We start from the raw sequence: 22538 nt of genomic DNA on the forward strand, positions 1-22538 counted from the left end.
CGCCGGATGCAGGTCGTACAGGGCAAGCGCCTGGTCACGCCCGACGGCGAGGTTCTCGACACCCTCCGGTCCCGGGCCGCCCGGGTGATCGTCGATGTCGGTACGGGAGACGCGCGCACCGCGTACCGGCTCGCCAAGGCGCAGCCGGAGTGGCTGGTGGTCGGGATCGACCCGGCCTGGCAGCGGATGTCGCCGACCAGCGTTCGGGCCAGCCGCAAGCCGGCCAAGGGCGGTGCGCCGAACCTGCTCCTGGTCAACTCCGCGATCGAGACCGTGCCCGCCGAGCTGCACGGGATCGCCGACGAGGTGTCGGTGCTGATGCCCTGGGGCAAGCTGCTGCGCGGCGTCGTGCAGGGCGACGGGGACGTCTGCGCGGGGCTGCGGGCGGTGGCCCGTACCGGTGCGGGTCTCGACATCACCGTCGGCACCAGCATCTGGCGGGACCCGGTGCCGTTGGAAATCCGCGAGCTGCCCGAACTCACCCCCGAGTACGTCGACACCGTCCTCGCCGGTCGGCTCGCCGAGTGTGGTTGGCAGGTCACCGGGGCAGAGGTGATCAGTGGGGCCGAGATGGACCGGATGAGTTCCTCCTGGGCCCGGCGGCTCGGCTCCGGCAACCCCGAGGTGGTCATCCACGTACGGGCCACCGCCGTCACCTCGGCGGAGGTCGCCGCCGGCTCAGCCGGCTGACCCGGCCCCGAGTGCCTGGCCCGTACGGTGGAGCTTGTGCCAGCGCAGCCGTGCCCCGGTCAGCGCGGTGGCCAGCGACTGGATCAGCACCAGGTACATCATCTGCCGGTAGACGAACTGCTGCAGTGGCAGGGCCCAGAGCGGGCCGAGCTTCTCCCGGTCGAGCCGGAACGCCACCACCGCGGTGATGAACTGCAATCCGAGCATGGCCGACCAGGCGAGCAGCGTCTCGACGCTGTTGAAGAAGAACAGCCCGTAGAGCGCGAGCAGGTCGATCACGGGGGCGAGCAGCGGCAGCGCCACCCCGAACAGGGCCAGGAACGGCAGTCCGCGTCGCCCGAACCGGCCGGACGCGCCGTGTTCGGTGACCGCCTTCCGGTGTTTCCACATCGCCTGCATGGTGCCGTAGCTCCACCGGTAGCGCTGCTTCCACAACTGTCCCAGGGTCGCCGGTGCCTCGGTCCAGGCGCGCGCCTTCTCCTCGTACACCACCTTCCAGCCGGCCCGGCACAGGGCCATGGTGATGTCGGTGTCCTCGGCCAGGGTCTCGTCGGTCATCCCGCCGGCACCCACCAGCGCGGAGCGGCGGAACGCACCGATCGCCCCGGGTACGGTCGGCATGCAGCGCAGCGTCTCGTAGAGCCGGCGGTCGAGGTTGAAGCCGATGACGTACTCGATGTGTTGCCACTTCGCGACCAGGCTGCGCCGATTGCCCACCTTGACGTTGCCGGCCACCGCGCCCACCCGGGGGTCGGCGAACGGCTGGACCAGGTGCCGGATCGAGTCGGGCTCGAAGACGGTGTCGCCGTCCACCATCACGATCAGGTCGTGCCGGGCCAGGGCCACGCCCGTGTTCAGTGCGCTCGGCTTGCCGCCGTTGGGTTTGCGGACCACCCGGACGTTGGGTAACCGGAGCGCGGCGGCGATGTCCGCGGTGTCGTCGGTCGAACCGTCGTCCACCACGATGACCTCGATGCCCGGGTGGTCACCGGCGGCGAGCGACCGGACCGCGGCGGCGATTCCCTCTTTCTCGTTGTACGCCGGAACGATCACCGAGACCGGTTCGGTCACCGGCGGACCCCAGGACCAGTCGGGGGAGCGCCGACGCCGCGCGTGCCGGCCCGCGAGCAGGAAGAGCAGCGCCGTACGTCCGATGGCCAGCACCCCCACGATGACAAAGAGCACTCCGAGTACGTCGATGGTGCCGTCGGCTATCTGGACCGCCCAGACCAGTGCCGCGCCCCGCCAGCGGTCGGCGCTCGGTGCGGCGGTGTGCCCGACCACCTGTTGTGGGTTGGCCGTCTCCGCCAGGCTCAGGTTCAACCCCTGGCTGACGGTGGTGAACCGGTAGCCCTTCGCCTTCAGCTCCGGGATGAATCGGTGCAGTGCGGCGACGGTCTGTTCGCGGTCGCCCCCGGCGTCGTGGAACAGGACGATCGCGCCGGTATCACCGGTCGGGGTGGCGTTGCGGACGATGGCATCGACGCCGGGACGGGCCCAGTCCACGCTGTCGGTGTCGTTCACCACCGTCAGGTAGCCCAGCTCCCCGGCCTCGCGGACGAGAGGCCAGTTGCGGTCGTCGATGGCATCCGCTCGGGACGAGTACGGGAAGCGGATCAGTGACGTCTTCACCCCGGTTGCCTTGGCGATCGCCAACTGGGTCTGGTTGTACTCCATCCGCCGACGCCAGCTCGGCAGTCCGGCCAGGTTCGGGTGGGTGAAGGTGTGCACGCCGAGATCGTGACCGCCGTCCGCGATCCGTGCGGTCAGCTCCGGGTAGCGGCCCACCTGGGAGCCGACGACGAAGAAGGTGGCCGGCACCTCGTGCTCGTGGAGCAACTCGAGGATCTTCGGGGTCCACACAGGATCGGGGCCGTCGTCGAAGGTGAGCGCGATCGTCTTCGCCGGCAACCGGTAGGACTGGACCGACCCGTACCCGGTGTTGATGATCGGGCCGCCGGTTCGGACCGAGTCCGGGACGGAACTCTGGCCCTGGCGGTCGTGGGTGCCGTCCGGGGTGAACTTCGCGTTCACGTACGCCTCGACGGCCAGCAGGCTGATGAGCACGACGAGCAACATGGCGGGGATGACGCGGCTCGGGCGGGGCACCATCCGCCGGCCCGGTGTGCTCGACGTACTGGGGTTGGGCCGGACGGATGTGGTCGGGGCAGTGGACATCACGCGGCCGACTCGGCCGCCGGGTCGGCGAGCGGTTCCCCGGTCGGCTCGGTCACGGTCGGTGGGGTCGGGTCCGGCTCGGAGACCGGGTCGGGGGCGGCCGGCGTGGGTTCGACCGGTATCACCGGCGGGTGGGGGTCCGGCGCCGGATTTCCCGGCTGGGTGACGGTCGGGCCGCTGGTCGCGGTCGCGGTCCGGTTGGGGGTGGCCGTGCCGGTGGCGGTCCCGCTCGGTCGGACCGCCCGGTCGGGTAGGGCCGGGTCACCGCTGGTGCTCGGTTGCGCCGTCGGTGTCGGATCGGCCGGTGCGACGGGGGCCGGGATCGGCAGTGGTGGTTGTGGCCTGCCGACCAGGTCCGCGAAGGGCAGCACGGAGCCGGGATTCACCGGCCCGCCGGCCAGGCTTACTCCGACCAGGGCGGTGTAGGTGAGGGCCAGCGCGCCGACGCCGTACGCGACGTATCGCACGAATCGCCGTCGCCGCCCGGTCGCATCGACGAACACCGGAGGGGGTTCGGTCACGGCGGCCAGTACGACGGTGTGGGATTCGGTCACGTCCGGCGAGCCTAATCAGGAGATCGTCACGCGTGATCAACAAATCGGGTCGTCCGAATGCCCGTACGGGGCGCGACATCGCCGAGCGGAGTCCGATCATGTCCACACGGATCGTCTGTCTGTCGGGTTAAGTGCAGTGGACCGGATGGGTCGGCGGTGCCCGCGCGCCCCGCCGTCGACTCTCCGGTCCGCCCTGCCTCCCCCGCGACGGCACGAGGTGAGCCGAGGACGCGGTGTCGCTGCGTACGGTCGCACAACGGGTACGTCACGTCACCCGTCGATGGGTGAATTGTTGTTCGTACGCCGACCAGGTGGGGGATGGCAGCCGGCCCGCGGCCGTTCCCCACCTGGCGGTTGAAAGACACCTCGTAGAGGTTGTGACGGCCACGTTTCCATTCCGTGGCAGGCGGATCCGCTGGTCCGATCCGCACTCGGACAGTGTTGCCAGGGTGGCATTGCGTGAACCGAAAGTCGTGTAACCGGCAGTAGGCCACTATGGGCCGACCGAGGGTACGCGTCCTGCGCACGGAGTCAGTAGCATCGGGGCCATGCCACGCCGTACGCCGCTTGCGGAGCGCGACTCGACACAGGTTATCGACATGTCCGGAGGGGGAGGGGCGAAGACCAAGAAAGCCCCCTCGAAGCACCGGCGGACGAAGCGGATCATCCTCATCACCGCGCTGGTGTTCGCACTGCTCGGCGGCGGCGGCGCGATGGCCGCGGGTCTCTACCTCCGTTCGTTGGAGTCGGGCATCGCCCGGGTCGACGCGTTCAACGAGGTGCCCGAGGAGTCGCGGCCGGAGAAGGTGGCCGACGGTGCGATGAACATCCTCCTGCTGGGCAGCGACACCCGTGACCCCAGCAGCGAATCCGGATCACGGACCGACACGATCATTCTCGCCCACCTGACGGCGGACAAGTCGAGTGCGCAGTTGGTCTCGATCCCCCGTGACACCTGGGTGCACGTGCCGGCGTCAAAGGACGGCCGTCGTGGCAACAAGGAGGCGAAGATCAATGCCTCCTTCGCCTGGGGCGGCATTCCGCTGATGGTGCAGACGGTCGAGTCGTTCACCGGCGTACGCGTCGACCATGTCGCGGTCATCGACTTCGCCGGCTTCAAGGACATTGTCGACGCGCTCGACGGGGTCAGGGTCGACGTGGAGAAGAGCTTCACCACGGCCTATTCGCTGAGCCCGAGCGGAAGGCGGACCTTCACCAAGGGCCCGCAGACCCTGGACGGTGCGGCGGCCCTGGACTACGCCCGTGAGCGGCACGCCTTCGCCGACGGTGACCTGGCCCGGATCCGGCACCAGCAGGACGTCATCAAGGGCATCCTGGACAAGGCCGCCTCCGGCGGTCTGCTCACCAACCCGGCGAAGCTCAACTCCTTCGTCAAGGCGTCCTCGGACACAGTGAAGGTGGACGACACCCTCTCCCTCACCGACATGGCGATGAGCCTGCGGCACCTGCGCAGCAGCAACCTGACGTTCATGACGAGCCCCACCGAGGGCACCGGTACGCGGGGCACCGAAAGTGTCGTGGTGGCGAATACGGCGCAGGCAAAGCTTCTCTACGACGCGATGCGCCGTGACTCCGTTCCCGAGATCCTGGCGGCCGGCGTCAAGAAATAGGCGCCACTTCGACGGGTGGTTCCCGAGCCCGTGAAAAGCGCCCATGTGCGGTACGTGACCCGGGCAACCCGTACGGTGGTTGTCCGGGTCGCGGCATCATTTCGACAGTTCCGGCCGGCAGGCAACGCGACGGTCCCGGTGATCGAGGGAACTTACTCGGGGGCCGGTTGCAGGGCTTCGCGCGGTCGGGTAGAAAGTGCGAGCGACATACGACACAACTGCGTCGTACACCAAGCTTCAAACACAGTTACGTCGCGCTTCTGGTAGGGGAGGACCCGGTGGGGGGCGTTACCCTGCTCAAAAGGCGCCGCGCCACCACGGCCCAGGACGGCGAACCGGATGGGTCCACGCCGAAATCCCGTCGGCCGCTGCGGCTGCTCTCCCCCGAACGCCTCTACATCGCCGCCCTCGGTCTCACCGGGCTCGCGGCGGTGGTGTCGGTCACCCTGCCGGCGGCGGAGCGGGGTGAACTCGCCGCCAACATGGTCAGCGCCACCCTCGGCGCCGCCATCGGCGGCTTGTCCCTGGACACCTTCATGCTGTCCCGTCCGGGTGGCTGGGTCTTCTCCCGTGGCCGCAACTGGGTGCTGGCGATCCTCGTCGCGTCGGTCCTGCTGTCCGGCGTGGCCGCCGCGATACTCACCGCGGTCGCCGGCATCGGCAGCTACGTGGTCGGCGTCGGCGCCGCCTTCGGTCTGACGATTTTCAACACCGTCTCGTCGTTCGCCCTGCGCCAGAAACACTTCTGGCTGGTCTATTCGATGCGCGCGATCAGCGGCGCGATCCTGGTCGGCGGGTACGCGATCCTCTACGCCCGCGGACAGGTCGACGGTGGCCTGTGGAGTATGGTCTGGCTCGCGGTCCAGTGGCTCGGCGCCCTCGCGGTATGCGGTGTTGTACTGCGCCTGGTGTTGCGGGCCGGACCGATGCCGGCGGCAACTGCCACCGGCGCGGACTACCGCGCCGATCTGGTCGCGGTGGGCAAGCTTCACGTAGGGGTCTTCGCACAGATGCTGACGCTCCGGTTCAACCAGATCCTGGTGGCCAGGTTCGTCGGAGCCGGACCCCTCGGTGTCTACGCCCTGGCGGTGGCCGCGTTGGAGTTCGCGCAGGCCGGTGCCGTGGTACGAGCCCAGCAGATCCTCGCCGACCGGGACGCCGAGAACGGACCGGACCGGACCGGGGCGGTGGTCAAGGCGGCGCTGCCGATCGCCCTGCTGGCCGTCGTCGGGCTCGCCGTACTGGGCTTCCTGAATTCGGAGTACCGGCACGCCTGGATTCTCGGGCTCTGCCTGCTGCCGGGTTCGCTGGCCACCTCGGCCGGCAAGACCTGGAGCGCCATGCTGCTGAAGAAACGGGGCGAACACGCGACGACCGTGGTCGCCCTCATCACGTTCGCCGCGGCGATCCCCGCGTACTTCGGGATCATCCCGTGGGCCGGGCTGATCGGGGCGGCGCTCGCCTCGTCGTTCGCCTACGCCGTACACGCCTTCGCCTCGCGAGCGAGCCTGCGGAAGTCGCAGCCCCCGAATAATGGGACGGTTTGAGTTGGATGTCTCGATTGTGGTCCTCGCCTGGGAGGACTTCGAACGGACCCGTGCGTGTGTTCTGTCCCTGCCGGTCGAGGCCGAGATCGTCGTGGTCGACAACGGGAGTTCCGAGGACATCCAGCGGGCGCTGAGCGAGTTCTGTGCCGAACAGGGCGTCACGTACGTCCAGTCCGGCTCGAACCTCGGTTACGCCCGGGGCATGAACCTCGGCGTCCGGCACACCACCCGGTCGAACGTCATCCTGTCGAACAACGACATCCTGGTGCACGAGGACGCCGTGACCCGGCTGCTGACCGCCCTGGAGGATCCCGAGGTGGGCGCGGCGTTCCCCGGCGTGGTCACGCCGACGGGTGTGCAGCAGACCGAGGGCGGGCGGTTCCTGAGCCTGAAGGTCGGGCTCGCCCACGCCACCGGGCTGAGCCTCGTGATGCCGAGCCTGCGGCTCGTCGCGCCGCCGGAGAAGGCGGACTGGCTGACCGGGCCGTTCGTCGCGATGCGGCGCAGCGCGTTCGACGCGATCGGTGGTGTCGACGAGACGTCGTTCTTCTACTCCGAGGACATGCGTCTCTGCTGGGCCGTACGCCAGCACGGGATGCGTCTCGCGTACCTGCCGGACGCGGTGATCATGCACGAGGACGACGCGACCGCGAAGCGGCGCTGGTCCGAGGAGGAGATCTCGCAGCGCCGGACGAAGGAGTTCATCCGCGCCAGCCGGCACATGGGCGGCCGGGTGGCCTGCACCGCCTACGTCTGGGGCACGGTGCTCCGGGCGGTGGTCGGGCGCAACGCGGTCCGTCGGGCGATCGCCCGGGGCGCGGTCGAGGGACTGCGCGCCCGATGAAGGTGCTGTTCGTGTGCACCACCGGCGGCTCGGGCCGCCGGCAGCTCGGTGGCGCGGAACGGATCCTGACGGAGATCATTCCGGCGCACGCCCGCAGCGGTGTCGAGGTTGTCGCCGCCACCTCCGACGACGAGGTGGGCAGCGAACTGCGCGCCGCCGGAGTCCCGTGGGTCGAGCTGAGCGCCACCAGCCGGATCGACCTGAACTACGTACGCGAACTGCGGCGCCTCGTCCACGAGGTGAAGCCGGACGTGGTCTGCGCGCACCTGCTCTCCGCCGCGATGCACGCGCGGGCCGCGTTGAGCACCGAACGCCGTACGCCGCTGGTCGTCACCCTGCACAACAGCCTGTGGCAGTACCGTGACGCCGCGTCGTCGTTGAAGCAGAAGGCCGCGATCCAGTCGAACATCACCCTCGACCTGGCGATGCGCCGGCTGCGCCCGCACGCCACCGTGGCGGTCTCCGAGTTCGAGGCCGACGAGCTGCGCAACCGTGGCCACGTCAGCAAGAACATCCACCTGATCCCGAACCCGCTGCCGGTCGCCTGGCCCGCGCCGACGCCCGCTGCCGAGCCGGTGGTCGGCCGGCGACCGGTGGTCGGCTTCATGGGTCGGCTGGAGCTGGAGAAGGGCGTCGACCTGCTCTCCGAGGTCGCGTCCCACCTGCCGGAGGCGGACTTCAAGGTGGCGGGCGCCGGTTCGGTGCCGGTCGCCGGGCAGCCGAACCTCGAACTGGTCGGCCGGGTCAACGCCGCCGACTTCCTGCGCGGAATCGACTGCCTCGTGGTCCCGTCCCGGGTCGAGTCGTTCGGCCTCAGCGCACTCGAGGCACTGTCGCTGGGCGTACCGGTGGTCCACTCCGGGGCCGGCGGCCTGGCCGAGGTCACCCGCCACGCCACCGGAACGCTCGCCCTCCGCGCCGATCTCACCCCCGCCGCCATCGCCGGGGCCATCCGCGAGGCGACCGCGGGAACACCACCGGAGCGCAGAGAGGCGGTCGCGAAATGGTACGCGGAGGAGTACGCCTTCGAACGATGCGTCCAGCGGTGGCAGGACCTCTACCGGTCGCTGCACTGATGGCCACCGACACCGGGGCGACCGACCCGACGAGCGAACCGCCGCACCAGCCGGCGGACCGGACGAGATTGGTGATGCCCGCGTGCCAGCGCTGACCGTCGTCACGGTGCTCTACCGCTCCGCGGACATGCTCGCCGACACGCTCCCGACCTGGGTGAGCAGTGCCGCCGGGCTCCCGGTGAACTTCATCTTCGCCGACAACTGGCCCGAGGACGGGTGCGAGAAGGTGATCGCCGGCTGTCTCGACGAGGACCGGTACACGTACCTGCCCGACTCGTCGAATCCGGGCTTCGCGGCCGGGTGCAACCGGGCCGTGGCCGCCGTACCGGACGGGCACGTGCTGCTGCTGAACCCGGACGTCTGGCTGCCCGAGGACGCGCTGGCCAGGATCTGCGCCGCCATCGAGGAGGATCCCGGCGTACCGGTCGCGGTCGGCCTCGCCATGCACGGCGGCGAGTACGTCGGGATCGACCTGAACCCGATCTCGCTGTTCATCGACCGACCGGCCGGGGCGGCGCGCGGACCGCTCGGACCCTCCGGTGGTGCCGCCGTCTTCCCGACCGAACTCTTCCGCCGGTTCGGCGGGTTCTACGAGCACCTGTTCGCCTGGGGCGAGGACGCCGACCTGGCGTTCCGGCTGTACGCCAGCGGTCTGCGTACCCGGAAGATGGACCTGATTCTGCCGCACGCCGGCGGCCACAGCGTCGAGGGCGACAACAAGCTGCTCGGGTTCCGGGCCTTCCTGCTCGCCCGCAACCGGGTCCTGGTGGCGTCCAGGACCTTCACCCGGCCACTGATGATCTTCGCGATCCCGCTGATCGTGGTGGCGCACTGCGGCCTGGCCCTGCGACGGATCCGGCAGGGTCTGCTGCGGCCGTTCCTGCGCGGTGTGCTGCGCGGCCTCCGGGAGGGGCCGAAGGCGCGTCGTGAGTGGACCGGAGCACGGTTCGGGATCGTCTCCCTGTTGGGCTACCTGAGGGTTCGGAGAGCAGGATGACCAGTCACCTGTGGAGTGTCGTGACCGTCACCTACAACTCGGCGGACGCGCTGAGGCAGTGCTGGGGTGGCGCGAAGCCGTACGAGTGGATCGTGGTGGACAACAACTCGACCGACGACTCGGTCGAGGTCGCGGAGAAGCTGGGCGCCCGGGTGATCCGGCTGCCGGAGAACGTCGGCTTCTCCAAGGCGAACAACGTCGCCGTACGTCAGGTGACCACCGAGTACGTCCTGTTCGCCAACCCCGACCTGGAGGTCGGCCCGGACGGGCTCGACGTACTGCGGGCCCATCTCGAGGTGCACGGTGGTCTGGCCGCCCCGCAGCTCCTCTCCTCGGCGGGGACCCTGCAACCCAACGGGCGCGGTTTCCCGTACGCCACGGCCAAACTGGGCAACCGGAAGATCTGGCCGCTGTCCCGGATGCACTCCTCGTACCGGCTGATTGCCGACCCCGGCGAGGCGATCTGGGTCGCCTGGGTGATGGGTGCGGCGGTCGCCGCCCGTACGGCGGACTTCATGCGCATCGGTGGCTGGAACGAGCGGTTCTTCCTCTACTACGAGGACCACGAACTCGGGCTGCGCGCCTGGCGGCACGGGGAACCGGTGGCGCTCATCGGCGACGTCCGGTGGACCCACCACTGGGCCCGTGCCACCAACTCGTTCCGCTGGTCGAAGGCGCACACCTTCGAGATCGAGAGCGCCCGTACGTTCTACGGCATGTTCCCCGAGTTCGTGGTCGGCATGCCGCCGGCGCCGCGCCGGCACCCTCGGGCGGCGGCCCTGATCGGATCACCGGTCCGGTCCAGCCACATCCCGGCCGGGGCCTAGGGAAGGAAACGCCGATGACGATGCCGGAACACCCGGTCGCGCCGGTCACGCCGCAGTCGGTCCTCAGCCCGCTGACCAGTTCGGCCATGTTCCTCGTCGTCACCATCGACCCCGGCGGCGAGCAGGCCGTACGGGACCTGCTCGCCGACATCGCCGGGCTGCAACGGTCGGTCGGCTCCCGGGCCGAGTCGGCCGCCCTGTCCTGCGTGACCGGGATCGGCTCGCTCGCCTGGGACCGGCTGTTCACCGGGCCGCGACCGGCCGGGCTGCATCCGTTCCGGGAGATCGCCGGCTCCCGGCACCGTGCCGTGTCCACCCCCGGCGACCTGTTGTTCCACCTGCGGGCGGGGCAGCTCGACCTGTGCTTCGAACTGGCCTCGCAGATCATGAAGCGGCTGGACGGTGCGGCCCGGATGGTCGACGAGGTGTCCGGGTTCAAGTACTTCGACGGGCGGGACCTGCTCGGCTTCGTCGACGGTACGGAGAACCCCACCGGTACGGCCGCACACCGGGCGGTGGTGATCGGCGCCGAGGACGCGGACTTCGCCGGTGGCAGTTACGTCATGGTGCAGAAGTACCTGCACGACCTGACGGCGTGGAACGCGCTCCCGGTCGAGGCGCAGGAGAAGGTGATCGGGCGGACCAAGCTCGACAACATCGAGTTGGACGACGAGGTCAAGCCGGCCAACTCGCACGTGGCGCTGAACGTCATCACCGGGCCGGACGGCCGGCAGCAGCAGGTCCTGCGGGACAACATGGCGTTCGGGTCGCCGGGGCGCGGTGAGTTCGGGACGTACTACATCGCCTACTCGGCCACTCCCGACGTCACCGAGCGGATGCTGACGAACATGTTCGTCGGGGACCCGCCGGGCAACTACGACCGGATCCTGGACTTCTCGACCGCCGTGACCGGGAACCTCTTCTTCGTACCGTCCCTCGACTTCCTGGACGACCTGCCCGACGCGCCGTCGGACGAGGCGGGGGAGCGGACCGACGGACCGGTGCCGACCCAGGCCACGGCGGAGCACCGCCGGATATAGCGCGATTGCTGGCAGCTCTGTCCCCTGTGGACAGGGGCGGCCGGTGAATCGGGTCGGCAAATGGTCGTGCCAGCTATAGCGCGGGACACGATCGACGGGGTAGAAACACACCGATCCCTTCCTTCGCGGCTTGGACCGGGCCGGGCCGGTGGAGAGAGCGCTCTCTCCGCTGGCCGGTGACGACTCGCCGCCGTCCCCGACAGGCAGGTCGATGAAACCCATCCAAGACCAGGGCGTACGAGCGACCGCGCGCCCGCGTACCAATGGCATTCTGCGCCGCCTCGGCACCGTCATCTCCTCGGCCGCGCTGCTCACCGCCGGCGGCCTCGTGCCGCTGGCCGGCACCGCCGCCGCACACGGGGGCGGACGCCCCGACTTCGGACCCAACGTCTTCGTCTACGACCCGTCGACACCGGTCACCCAGATCCAGGCCAAGTTCGACGAACTCTTCGCCCAGCAGGAAGAGAACGAGATGGGTACGAACAGGTACGCCATCCTGTTCAAGCCCGGCCAGTACGACGTCAACGGCAAACTCGGCTACTACACCACCGTCGCCGGCCTCGGCCAGTCACCGGACGACGTCGACATCCGGGGTGCCGTACGCGTCATCGGCCAGCCCGACCCCGGCTCGGCCGCCGGGATCTCCGCGCTCACCAACTTCTGGCGCTCGGCGGAGAACCTGTCCGTGACACCGACCGACTGGTCCAACCAGTGGGCGGTCTCGCAGGCGTCCCCGATGCGCCGGGTGCACATCAAGGGCGTGCTCTGGCTCGAACCCGGCAACGCCGGCTTCTCCAGCGGCGGCTACATCGCCGACTCGAAGGTCGACGGGGTCACCATCAACGGCTCTCAGCAGCAGTGGATCACCCGGGACAGCCAGCTCGGCGACGTCTGGACCAACGGCGTCTGGAACCAGGTCTTCTCCGGCGTCGTCGGGGCACCCGAGACGGGCTTCCCGAACCCGCCGTACACCACGCTCCCGACCAGCCCGGTCACCCGCGAGAAGCCTTACCTGTACGTCGACGCACGAGGCGACTACCGGGTCTTCGTACCGACGCTGCGGCACAACACCTCCGGCACCACCTGGGGCGACGGGCAGCGGCAGGAGGGCTACTCGCTCCCGATCGGCGACTTCTACATCGCCAAGCCCTCCGACAGCGAACACACCATCAACAAGGCCCTGGCCCGGGGCAAGCACCTCCTGCTCACCCCCGGCGTCTACCACCTCGACCGGGCCCTGCGGGTCAAGCACAAGAACACCATCGTGCTCGGCCTCGGCATGCCGAGCCTCGCCCCGGACCGGGGTGACGCCGCCCTGCGGGTCGACGACGTCGACGGCGTACGGATCGCCGGTGTGCTGGTCGACGCCGGTGCCCGCGAGTCCGACGTACTGGTCGAAGTCGGTGACAAGCACAGCCGCAAGGACCACTCCCGCAACCCGATCTCGTTGCAGGACGTCTTCTTCCGCATCGGCGGACCCTGGGTCGGCAAGGCCAAGACCAGCCTCGTGGTGAACAGCGACGACACCATCATCGACAACATCTGGGCCTGGCGCGGCGACCACGGCAACGGCATCGGCTGGTCGCAGAACACCGCCGACACCGGCGTCGTGGTCAACGGCGACGACGTCACCGCGTACGGGCTCTTCGTCGAGCACTACCAGAAGTACCAGACCATCTGGAACGGCGAGGACGGCCGGACCATCTTCTACCAGAGCGAACTGCCCTACGACCCGCCGAGCCAGGCCGCGTGGACCAGCCCCACCGGCAAGGGGTACGCCTCGTACAAGGTCGGCCGGCACGTACGCGAGCACGAAGCGTGGGGTCTCGGCGTCTACTCGTACTTCAACCAGGAGGTCGACATCCGGGCGGACCGGGGGATCGAGGTTCCCCGTACCCCGAAGGTGAAGTTCCACAACATGGTCACCGTCTTCCTCGACGGCAGTGGCGGGATCGAGCGGACCATCAACGACGCCGGCACCCCGGTCGTCGGCTCGTACGGCACCAGCACCATCGTGAGCTACCCCGAGGGCTGACCGGGACAGCGGTCAGCACAACCGGCGGCGGCCGGCCCGGAACCAACCGGGTCGGCCGCCGCCGGCCTTTTCTTTCCGTTCGTCTTCCTTCATGGAATGCGCCGTCCGTTTCCGCTGAACGCCGCCGCCCCGCGAACACGTACAACCGAATCCCGGTGGCGCCCGTCAGAAGAGGGGATCCCAGGGAGGTAGCGCCGGATGCGCGATGGATCGGAACGGGAATACGTCGAGTACGTCACCGCACGACTGCCCGCACTGCGCCGGCTGGCGTACTCGCTCTGCGGGGACGAGCACCAGGCCGACGACCTGGTCCAGGAGGCGGTCACCAAGCTCTACCTGAGCTGGGCGAAGTCGTCCAGGGCCAATTCGCTCGACGCCTGGGTGCGGGTGATCCTCGTACGCGTCTTCCTCGACAGTCAGCGCAAGGGCTGGTGGAAGGTCCGCCTGTTCGGGATGGCACCCGACGTACGCGCCAGCGTCGACCAGCCCACCGAGGACCGGACCGTGCTGCACGCCGCGTTGGCCAAGGTGCCACCGAGGCAGCGAGCCGTCCTGGTCCTGCGCTACCTGCACGATCTGCCGGTGAACGAGGTGGCCGAGGTGCTCGGCTGTTCCGCCGGCACGGTCAAGAGCCAGACCTCGCACGGGCTGAAGGCGCTGCGCCGACTCCTGGGCGACCAGGACCTCGCCGGCGCGGTCGGCGGATCACGCGAAGCAGTCACGTCGCCGCGCGGAGTCGGCGCCTTGCCACGCGGAGCAGTCGCAACGACACGGGAAGGATGAGAGATGGACAACGAAGACGAGTACGCGATCGCCCTGCTGCGCCGGCTCGACGACGAGCCGAGCACCCCGAGTCGGGTGGACCTCGGTAGGGCGATCATCGAGGGGGGACGGCGCCGCCGGACCCGACGCGCGCTCGGCGGAGGGGGCGCGGTCGTACTGGTGGCGGTCATGGTGGCGACGGTGCCGGTCGCGCTCACCGCCCTGCGCCCGGATCCGTCCGGGCCGAAGAACCAGGCCGCCGAGGCCACCGCCCCGGCCACCGGGAAGCCCGCCGCGACCCGGCCCGCGCCGACCGTGGCGGCGCCCACCGACTGCTCCGTGCAACGGCTGCCGCTGCCTGACAAGGAACCGATGAGCCTGGTCACCGGCGCCGACCCGACCGGACGGTTCATCGCCGGCCGGACCTACCCGGACAAGCGGCAGGACGGCTATCCGATCCTGATCTGGGACAACGGGGTACCGCACCGGATCGTCCTACCCGGCGCCGACCAGGCCCTGGACGACATCAACACCTCCGGCGTCGCCGTCGGCGCGGGTTGGCTCGACGACGGGCCGCACGCGTACGTCTACCGGGACGGAAAGGTCAGTCCGTTGCCCGCGAAGGGCAGCGCGGAGGCGCGGGCGATCAACGACGCCGGGCAGATCGTCGGGGTCCGCGGAGAGGCCGTGGTGGGGTCGCAACCGATCCTCTGGCCGAACGCGTCGGCCCAGCCGGTTGACCTGCCACTGCCCGGTCCCGGCTGGGTGGGCCAGGTCGCGGGGATCGACGAGGACGGGACCGTTGCCGGCGTGGTGTGGGAGATCCCCCGAAACCCCGGGCGGACCGAGTCGCAGGATCCCGGTACGCCGAAGAACCCCCGGTCGGGCATGGCCCGCTCGGCGGGTTACCTGTGGCTGCCCGACGGTTCGGTACGGGAACTGCCGAAGCCGACCGTGCAGGGCCGGCCGGCGGACGCGTTCCTGCCGAGGAGCATCCGCAACGGCTGGATCATCGGAAACGCGGTCAGCTACACGGAGAACGGCGACCAGACCATGACCGCCGCCCGCTACCACCTGCCGACGAACGAGTTCGTCGACTTTCCGACCGGGGCGTTCGATGCGGAGTCCGGCAACGGACAGGGATGGGCCAACGGTTCGTTGCCGGACCGACGGCTGGCGCTGCTCACCGACACCATGACGGTCGAGCTGCCCTTCATCGAGCCGCACAAGCTGGAGAACGGGGACCGCGCCCTGACGATGAGCGACGACGGACGGATCGTCGCCGGCCAGAGCGAGGACGCCGACAACGTCATCCAGGCGGTCGTCTGGAACTGTCGCTGACCGGAGTTTCTCTGTTACGACTCCCGAGCCTGTCCCGTCCGCCACGGGACAGGCTCGGGACCCGGCGGCTGATCAGTTCTCGTCATCCCCGTTGCCCCGTCCGTTGCCCCGCCCCTTTCCGACCGGGGGCAGGCTTTCGGCGAGGCTGTCGAGGTTCGCCCGCAGAACGTCGTACGCCCCGGAGCTGACCTGGTCGTCCTCGCGAAGATCGGTGAGCCGGTCGCGTACGTCGGCGAGCTTCTTCGCGGCATCCTCGGCGTCGCCCTCGGCCAGCTTCCGGGCGACCTCGTCCAGCTTGTCGTTCAGGTCCTCGGCCGCGTCGGCGTCCACCTCTCCGGCCTGCACCTGAAGATCGAGCGACGTCTGCAGGGCGACCAGACGCGCGGTGGTGCCCCCGGCCGGACGGCTGGTCGGACTGGTCGGGCTGGTCGGGCTGCTTGTTGGGTTACCGGCGGCGGGGGTGGGCGCGGCAGCCGAGGCGGACGCGCCGGAGGACACGCCGGGGGACACCTCGCCGGCTTCCAGGCCGGTGTTCCCATCACCGGTACGGGTCGCCAGCAGTGTGCCGACCACGATGACGGCGAGCAGAATCGCGCCGATTGTCACCATCACCACCCGCCGGGAGCCGTCACCGCGCGATCCGACCGTCGTCCCGCCGCTGCCGCTGCCGCTGCCGCTGCCGCTGCTGTGGCTGTCGGTGAGGGTCGGCATGGTTCGGGTACGGGACATCACCGAGGCGGCGGCGCGTACCGGCGCGGCCGATTCGGGCTCGGGTGAGTGCGGCTGGGGGGCTGTGTCGACCACGACCGTCCTCTGCTCACCGGAGGACGGTCCGGCGGACGACAGCGCTGCCAGGCGGTCGCGTACCTCGGTGGCGCTGGTGGGGCGGTCGGCGGGATTCTTGGCCAACAGTTGACCGACCAGGCGATCGAGACCGGCCGGAATCCCGGGCCGGACCGATGCGAGCGCCGGGGCGGGTTCGTGCAGGTGCTGCCACAGCACCCGGAGCGGGTTGTCCCCGGTGAACGGAGGCTGGCCGGTCAGCATCGCGTACAGCAGGCAGCCGAGCGCGTACAGATCGGTTCGCGCGTCCACCGGGTCGCCGGCGGCCTGCTCGGGCGCCATGTACTGGCTGGTGCCGACGGTGGTGGCCGGGGCGGTCAACGTCGCCTGACCGGCGTGCAGGAGGCGGGCGATGCCGAAGTCGCACACCTTCACCGTGCCCGCCGGGTCGAGCAGGATGTTTGCCGGCTTGATGTCGCGGTGCACCACGCCCGCCGCGTGCGCCGTGGCGAGTGCGCCGCAGACCTGACCCGCGACCTCCAGCGCCCGGTCGGGCCCGAGCGGGCCGTCGCCGAGCAGCGTCGCCAGGTTGGGCCCGTCGACCAACTCCATGACCAGGTACGGCTCACCGCCGTCGCTGCCCACGTCGTGCACCGCCACGATGTTGGGGTGACCCAGGCGGGCGGCCGTACGCGCCTCACGGTCGAACCGCTCCAGCATGCTCGGGTCCGCCATCCCGGCCGGGTTGAGCAGCTTGACCGCGACCGACCTGCCCAACCGGAGATCGACGCCGCGCCAGACCACCGCCATGCCGCCCCGGCCCAGCATCGTCTGTAGTTCGTAACGGTCAGCTATCACACGCCCGGCCACGAGCCCACCCTGACACATCAACCGGGCAGCCCGCTGCCTGGGCGCCGTACCCCCTTTGTTCATCCCGGTTGCTCATCCCGAAACCGGCGCCGCCGAAGCCGGCGCCGGCCATGGTGGTGGTGGGCCGGCGGCGGTGGTGAGCCGTGCTCGAGTCCGTGGCGTGTCGGGCACTTGATTTTGGCAATATCAACTGGGGGATCGGCTAAGTTTTCCCGATGGGCTTGCTGGGTGACGCGGTGGCGGTGCTGGACGAGCGCGGAGTGCTGGACCGCCTGGGTCGGCTGATCCAGCAGGTGTACCGGCGTGCGGCGGACCGGCACGAGCCGGAACTCGGCGACGACGCGATGAGCTTCGGGACCACCGTGTGGCGGAACCTGGTTCACCTCGGGCAGGCCGAGTTCAACGGCGTCGACGGGGTCCGCGCCAGGCTCGACGACAACTCGCTGGAAATCCTCTGCGCGGGGTACGTGGTGCGGCTGTACTCGTTGCAGGGCGGGATCGAGTCGATCCGGTGGGAGGGCAGCGAGGCCCGGCTCGGTGGGGCGGTGGAGAACAGCCGCGACCGGCAGTTGGCGTTCGACGACGAGGGCCAGTTCCCGGAGGTGTTCGCCGGGGTGGTGCCGCCGAAGCGGCACGTGCGGATCGCGCACACCGGTGACATCGCCACTGGTGAGGCGGTCGCGTACATCGGCCTGCCGAGGGACAACCGTGACGGCGGTTCACCCTGGTTCGAGGTGACACTGTGGTTCGGTGAGGCGGCCCTGCCGGGCACGCCGTTGCCGGTGGCGGACGGTGCGACGGTGGTGTCGCAGTCGCGGCACGACGAGCTGCCGCTGCCGGAGCTTGACCTGCTGACCCTGCGGCCGGGCCGGGTCTCCGGCCGGTCGGCGTGACGCGGGCGCTACGACCGCCGGTTCCCGCTGCCGTCGCCGCCGCGGCGTTCGAGCCCCACGCTCTGGCGCTCGCCCGCCGGTGGCGACGGATGCGCAAAAACGAACTCGCCCGGCAGGTCGGGGTGACCGCCGCAGCGGTCAGCCAGTACGAACTGGGCCAGGTACGCCCGTCGGCGTCGGTGCTGGCCCGGTTGGCGTTGGCGCTGTCGATGCCGGTGGAGTTCTTCGCCGGTGGGTTCCCGGTTCCGGTCACTCCCGGTCATGCCCACTTCCGTAGTCTCCGTGCGGCCACGCAGGCCGAGCGGGATCAGGCGGAGGCGTTCGGTGAAATCGCCTGGCGCATGGTCGAGGTGGTCGAACGGCACCTGCGGCTGCCCGAGCTGCGGCTGCCGCACCTGGACCTGGCCGAGCCGGCCACCCCCGACGACGTACGGGCAGCCGCAGTAACCGCCCGCGAGGCCTTCGGCCTCGGGCCGGGTCCGGTGGCGCACATGGTGCGGCTGCTGGAGTCGTACGGGGTGATCGTGCTGGCCCTGCCCGACGTCTCCGAACGGGTCGACGCCTTCTCCCACTGGTACGGGCAGCGCCCGTTCGTCTTCCTGAGCCCGGCCAAGGACGACAAGGCACGCTCCCGGATGGACACCGCACACGAACTCGGCCACCTGCTGATGCACCACGACGCCGAACCGGGCAGCCAGATCCTCGAACGGGAGGCCACCGCGTTCGCGTCCGAGTTCCTCGTACCCAGTGCGGTGCTGCGCGACGAACTGCCGCCCCGGCTCGACTTCGACCGGCTGCACGAACTCAAACGCCGGTGGGGGATCAGCCTCAAGGCGTTGGTGTACCGGGGACACGAGCTGGGGGTCTACCGGGAGCACACGTACCGGCGCGGGATGAGTCTGCTCGCCCAGTGGGGCTACCCCGAACCCGGTGACCTGGGACCTCGCGAACAGCCGTCACTGCTGGGCAAGGCCGTCGAACTCCTCGAGCAGGAGCAGGTCACCCCTGCCCGGCTGGCCGCCCAGGCGGCACTGCCGCCGACGCTCGCCCGTACGGTCATCGACGCCGCCACCGACCACCTCCCCGAACTGCACCTCGCGTCGAAATGAGCCCCTGGCAGATATCCGGCGAATTCTTCGCGGTGCACGGGTGAGGTCTTGCTGGCACGGCGGCCGCGTCCGTCTGCGTAGGATTGCTTGGTGGCAGAGGAAGACCGAGCGCTGCCGGCCGTGATCGAAGAAGCACACGCGGCGGGGTTCTTCGAAGAGCACGATGGCCACGACTTCCAGCCGGACGATGTGTTCATGTGGTCCGGCGAGACCACCGAGTGGTGGCGTCACTGGACCGGCGACCCAGCCGCCGGCGTCCCACCCTTTCGGATCTTCGGACGCGATGGGTCCGGTGGGCTGGTGGCCTTCTGGACTCGTACGCCGGGCGATGCAATCGAAAACGCACCCATCGTGTTCCTCGGTGCGGAGGGCGAAGTGCATGTCATCGCCCGGGACCTGGGTGACTACCTCTGGCTGCTGGCAAACGGCGTGGGCCCCTTGGAGACCGTCGACGGCCTTCATCGCGTACCGGAGCCGATCCAAGAGCTCGTCGCAATCGCTCAGCGACACACCGGCACTGCGTTGAAGCCGGTCGAAGCCCTGATCGCCGCCGCCGATGCCGAGCTGCCCGCGTTGACGGCGTTCATCAATTCCGCGACCGAGTAGGCAGCGGAGGTTTTGTACGGCAACGCGTCCACTTCCATCGATTCGGCTCGCGTTGCTCCAGATGCGTGGTCCATCGGCGTACGGTCTGCTCCAATCGACCCACTCAGCCCTGATATCGACATTCGTGTGGTGCCAGGCCCCGCGTCGCGGCTGAACCCGACGGCCGCCTCGGATAGTGGCGCAGTCTGCGCTACCGGCCGGCGAGGCGGTGGCCCTATCCTCTTTCGCAACCGGCACAGGCGTGGCGAGATCGCGGCGCCATACTTCAGACTTCGCCCCCCGTCCAAAAGGTAAGCAAGCCACCATCGCGCCAGAATGGCTCTGCTTCAGGGAATTATCGCGTCTCTGACATCTTTGATGGCGCTACTCGCCAGGGCAGCGCGGGCTGCTTCCGCGATAGGGGCGTGGGGGCTGCTGAGGTCTTGGGTGAGGGCTAGGTTCCATTTAGCCACCCTCTTGAGGACGTGGTCTACGGCTTGCAAGTCGGTAGCAAATAGGGCAGCCGTCAGCGCGATGAGGTCGGCACGGGCCGAGCCCTCCGGAGCCGGGATGTGCCTCAGACGCGGTAGAACGCGGTCTGCGGCAAGTGCCGGGCAAGCCGTGGCGAGGGCAGCAAGCAGAAAGCGGGCTGGTGCGTTCTCCCGGTCCCAGCGGTCCAGTAAGCGCGGCACCTCGTGCACCACGGCGTCCCGAACCTCGTCGACGTAGCGAGTATCGAGAGTGCCTCCCTGCGCGAATAGCCGGTCAGCTGCGGATACCGTGGACTTGTCGCCCAGCACCGCGTACTCAAGCAGCCTGCCTAGCACGGACAACCGGACTCCCGCCGGTAGCGCTTCCTCGCGGGCCAGGGACGCCATGAACGGAATGAGGGCCGCGGTGTCATGGTCGGGATGTGAATCCAGCTGGTCCGCGTTATCCACCAACTCCATCAGTTCGTCGACGAACTCTCGCGTGGTTTCGTCTGCCTCGACGGGAACTGGCTCGTCCAGCAACCACTCGACCGCAGCGGGCACGTCCTCCTGCCCGCCGAACAATCGACGTGCCACACCGGCGACGGCCGTAACGACATCGTCGTGAACGCCGAGCGGCAAACTCGCCCACCGTGGGCCGAGCTCCGCGGGCATCGGATCCACCGGCAGTGGTTCAGGCAGCGTGACCTCCGCTCCCGGCTACTCACGGACGTGCTGCTGTGGCGTACGGCCGCCAGAGTCATCGCCGCCCACCAGCCCCAACCCGACCGGCCAACCCGCTGCGGGAGCCTGCTCTGTACCGGGCAGCACTACCCGTGCCTGCCCGTACGCGCCGCCCGCCGCGCCCAACAGCTCAGCCGCACCGACACACCGGCGGTGCCGGAAACACCCGAGACGCCAGCGCGGGGCCGCGCCACCGTGGCGATGCCCCGCCAACCCCGCGACACCCAACCCCGCCACCGGCTCGCTGACTGGTCCACCGCAATCCGCGCGGCGATCAACTCGCACCCGATCCCGCCAACACGATGGCCATCCCGGACCCTTTCGGCCCGGCGCGCGTGGGCCACCTAAACGGCTCTTGCTCCAGCGGTCGGGCGACTGGCATCATCCGGGGCATGATCGAAAGAATCGAGTCCTCCGTCCGCCGGTGAGCGTGACACCCGAGCCCGGACCGCTCGGACCCCAGATCAGTCTGTTCGAGCACGCACTCCGCCTGCACCGCCTGCATCCCGATGCACCCCTGCCGCGCGAGGGCTATCCCTACCCTGACGAAGCCCGACCCACCCGGCGACCCGCGTCCAGAGCGCCAGAGGACCGACGCCGCGAGGGCGTCGACGTGGCCGCGGTTCTCGACGCGCACTTCGCCAATCCCACGGCACCACCCAGCGAACTCGCCGGCGCGTTCAACGGGCTCTATGTTCCGATCCAGCGCAACGAACACATCGCCGCCGCCGCGCTGCGGGCCGACGAGCAGCGTGTTCGCCAGACCGGGCGGTGGCTGGTCCGGCACGGCACAGACCGGAACCCGGTCACCGTCGGGCTGGCCCTACTCACCACCTCGTGGGCAGAGGAAGACATCCCGCTGATCCAGACCATCGGCCTGCTGTCGGACCGGTTCGGGCCCCTGGCCGCGTATGCCCTGAGACGGCGGCTTGCCATCGACGCCCTGATCTGGCTCGCGGACAGGGTGAGCGGCTGGGGCCGGGTGTACGTGGTGGAGCAACTCTGCGCAGTCGGTTCGTCGGTGGCCCGCCCGTGGCTCCTGCGCCAGGCCTGTGACGGCGACTTCCTCAACGGATACTTCGCGGGCAAGGTCGCTACCCAGGCGCACCTGCACGAGGCGATTACCCAGCCTGATACTGACGACGACCTGGTGGACCATACCGGCCGCGTCCTCAAGATCATGACAGGTTGTGGTGGCATGGGGATGACCGTCGCGAGCTACCCGCCGGCACGCCTCGTCCTCGCGGCACACGCCGACCATCTCAGCCGCCAGCCACCGGCCGTGCGCCGCTACCTCGACGCCGCGATCATCGCCGATCATCTGGCGCAGCATCCGCCAAAGCAGTCTGGATGTACCGAGAAGGAACGGCAGGCCATCCTCACCCGGTACCTTGCGGTGCTCGACCAGGACGACTGGTGCGCCGCGGTTCGGCCCAACGTGAAACCGGATGACGACTTCTACGCCTGGTTCACCGGCACCATCGCATCCCGCCTACGGCTACGTGCATTCGCGGGGCTCACCGAGACATGACCACCCCGGGTGCGGCGGCGCGACCGCCGCC

19 protein-coding genes are annotated in these 22538 nt (G+C 69.6%); 15 read left to right on the top strand and 4 right to left on the bottom strand.

The window, feature by feature from the left end; all coding sequences use genetic code 11:
• Positions 1-6 precede the first annotated feature (6 nt).
• Positions 7-690 carry a hypothetical protein gene (locus ACWEFB_RS12370; protein WP_452284897.1) on the top strand — a complete coding sequence of 228 codons (684 nt, stop codon included), beginning with the start codon at positions 7-9 and terminating at the stop codon, positions 688-690.
• On the opposite strand, the gene ACWEFB_RS12375 is transcribed toward ACWEFB_RS12370, so the two are convergent.
• Both ACWEFB_RS12375 and ACWEFB_RS12380 read right to left on the bottom strand, forming a co-directional pair.
• Positions 679-2769, bottom strand: a complete 2091-nt coding sequence (locus tag ACWEFB_RS12375) for a bifunctional polysaccharide deacetylase/glycosyltransferase family 2 protein (RefSeq protein WP_452284899.1) — start codon at positions 2767-2769, stop codon at positions 679-681. The genes ACWEFB_RS12370 and ACWEFB_RS12375 overlap by 12 nt on opposite strands.
• Before the next feature lie 98 nt (positions 2770-2867).
• Positions 2868-3422, bottom strand: a complete 555-nt coding sequence (locus ACWEFB_RS12380) for a hypothetical protein (RefSeq protein WP_452284901.1) — start codon at positions 3420-3422, stop codon at positions 2868-2870.
• A gap of 599 nt (positions 3423-4021) precedes the next feature.
• Here ACWEFB_RS12380 and ACWEFB_RS12385 point away from each other — a divergent pair.
• The 10 genes from ACWEFB_RS12385 (at position 4022) to ACWEFB_RS12430 (ending at position 15522) form a co-directional block, all read left to right on the top strand.
• The gene (locus tag ACWEFB_RS12385) at positions 4022-5053 is read left to right on the top strand and encodes an LCP family protein (protein WP_326561256.1); all 1032 of its coding nucleotides are present in this window, start codon (positions 4022-4024) and stop codon (positions 5051-5053) included.
• 278 nt (positions 5054-5331) lie between these two features.
• The gene (locus ACWEFB_RS12390; RefSeq protein ID WP_452284903.1) at positions 5332-6600 is read left to right on the top strand and encodes a lipopolysaccharide biosynthesis protein; all 1269 of its coding nucleotides are present in this window, start codon (positions 5332-5334) and stop codon (positions 6598-6600) included.
• A 1-nt stretch (position 6601) separates the two neighbouring features.
• Complete coding sequence (locus ACWEFB_RS12395; RefSeq protein ID WP_452284905.1) at positions 6602-7444, top strand: glycosyltransferase family 2 protein; 843 nt, start codon at positions 6602-6604, stop codon at positions 7442-7444.
• Positions 7441-8520 (top strand): glycosyltransferase family 4 protein, encoded by a 1080-nt coding sequence (locus ACWEFB_RS12400; RefSeq protein ID WP_452284907.1) that lies wholly within the window; start codon positions 7441-7443, stop codon positions 8518-8520. The genes ACWEFB_RS12395 and ACWEFB_RS12400 overlap by 4 nt, the downstream gene beginning before the upstream one ends.
• An 82-nt stretch (positions 8521-8602) precedes the next feature.
• Positions 8603-9517, top strand: a complete 915-nt coding sequence (locus ACWEFB_RS12405) for a glycosyltransferase family 2 protein (RefSeq protein WP_326561252.1) — start codon at positions 8603-8605, stop codon at positions 9515-9517.
• Positions 9514-10344, top strand: coding sequence for a glycosyltransferase family 2 protein (locus tag ACWEFB_RS12410; RefSeq protein WP_452284909.1), 831 nt, complete (start codon positions 9514-9516; stop codon positions 10342-10344). The genes ACWEFB_RS12405 and ACWEFB_RS12410 overlap by 4 nt, the downstream gene beginning before the upstream one ends.
• A gap of 14 nt (positions 10345-10358) precedes the next feature.
• Positions 10359-11384 carry a Dyp-type peroxidase gene (locus ACWEFB_RS12415; protein WP_452284911.1) on the top strand — a complete coding sequence of 342 codons (1026 nt, stop codon included), beginning with the start codon at positions 10359-10361 and terminating at the stop codon, positions 11382-11384.
• A 211-nt stretch (positions 11385-11595) separates the two neighbouring features.
• Positions 11596-13419, top strand: a complete 1824-nt coding sequence (locus tag ACWEFB_RS12420) for an adenylyl cyclase (protein WP_452284913.1) — start codon at positions 11596-11598, stop codon at positions 13417-13419.
• 198 nt (positions 13420-13617) lie between these two features.
• Positions 13618-14202: a SigE family RNA polymerase sigma factor gene (locus ACWEFB_RS12425; protein ID WP_452284915.1), complete on the top strand. Its 585-nt coding sequence runs from the start codon at positions 13618-13620 to the stop codon at positions 14200-14202.
• Positions 14203-14205: 3 nt separating this feature from the next.
• The gene (locus ACWEFB_RS12430) at positions 14206-15522 is read left to right on the top strand and encodes a hypothetical protein (RefSeq protein WP_452284917.1); all 1317 of its coding nucleotides are present in this window, start codon (positions 14206-14208) and stop codon (positions 15520-15522) included.
• 72 nt (positions 15523-15594) lie between these two features.
• Here the strand turns inward: ACWEFB_RS12430 and ACWEFB_RS12435 are convergent, their stop codons facing one another.
• Positions 15595-17175: a protein kinase domain-containing protein gene (locus ACWEFB_RS12435; RefSeq protein ID WP_452284919.1), complete on the bottom strand. Its 1581-nt coding sequence runs from the start codon at positions 17173-17175 to the stop codon at positions 15595-15597.
• A gap of 215 nt (positions 17176-17390) precedes the next feature.
• Here ACWEFB_RS12435 and ACWEFB_RS12440 point away from each other — a divergent pair, with 215 nt between their 5' ends.
• The 3 genes from ACWEFB_RS12440 to ACWEFB_RS12450 all read left to right on the top strand — a co-directional run bounded on the left by ACWEFB_RS12440 (position 17391) and on the right by ACWEFB_RS12450 (position 19783).
• Positions 17391-18068 carry a hypothetical protein gene (locus ACWEFB_RS12440; protein ID WP_326561245.1) on the top strand — a complete coding sequence of 226 codons (678 nt, stop codon included), beginning with the start codon at positions 17391-17393 and terminating at the stop codon, positions 18066-18068.
• Positions 18065-19177, top strand: coding sequence for a helix-turn-helix domain-containing protein (locus tag ACWEFB_RS12445; protein ID WP_452284921.1), 1113 nt, complete (start codon positions 18065-18067; stop codon positions 19175-19177). Before ACWEFB_RS12440 ends, ACWEFB_RS12445 begins: the two co-directional genes overlap by 4 nt.
• Before the next feature lie 90 nt (positions 19178-19267).
• Positions 19268-19783 (top strand): SMI1/KNR4 family protein, encoded by a 516-nt coding sequence (locus ACWEFB_RS12450; RefSeq protein WP_452284923.1) that lies wholly within the window; start codon positions 19268-19270, stop codon positions 19781-19783.
• Positions 19784-20109: 326 nt separating this feature from the next.
• On the opposite strand, the gene ACWEFB_RS12455 is transcribed toward ACWEFB_RS12450, so the two are convergent.
• Entirely contained in the window at positions 20110-20907 is a 798-nt protein-coding gene (locus ACWEFB_RS12455) for a hypothetical protein (RefSeq protein ID WP_452284925.1), read from the bottom strand.
• A 493-nt stretch (positions 20908-21400) separates the two neighbouring features.
• Here ACWEFB_RS12455 and ACWEFB_RS12460 point away from each other — a divergent pair, with 493 nt between their 5' ends.
• Positions 21401-22507, top strand: coding sequence for a hypothetical protein (locus ACWEFB_RS12460; protein WP_452284927.1), 1107 nt, complete (start codon positions 21401-21403; stop codon positions 22505-22507).
• Positions 22508-22538: the final 31 nt, after the last annotated feature.

The organism is Micromonospora sp. NPDC004704, from assembly GCF_053601675.1.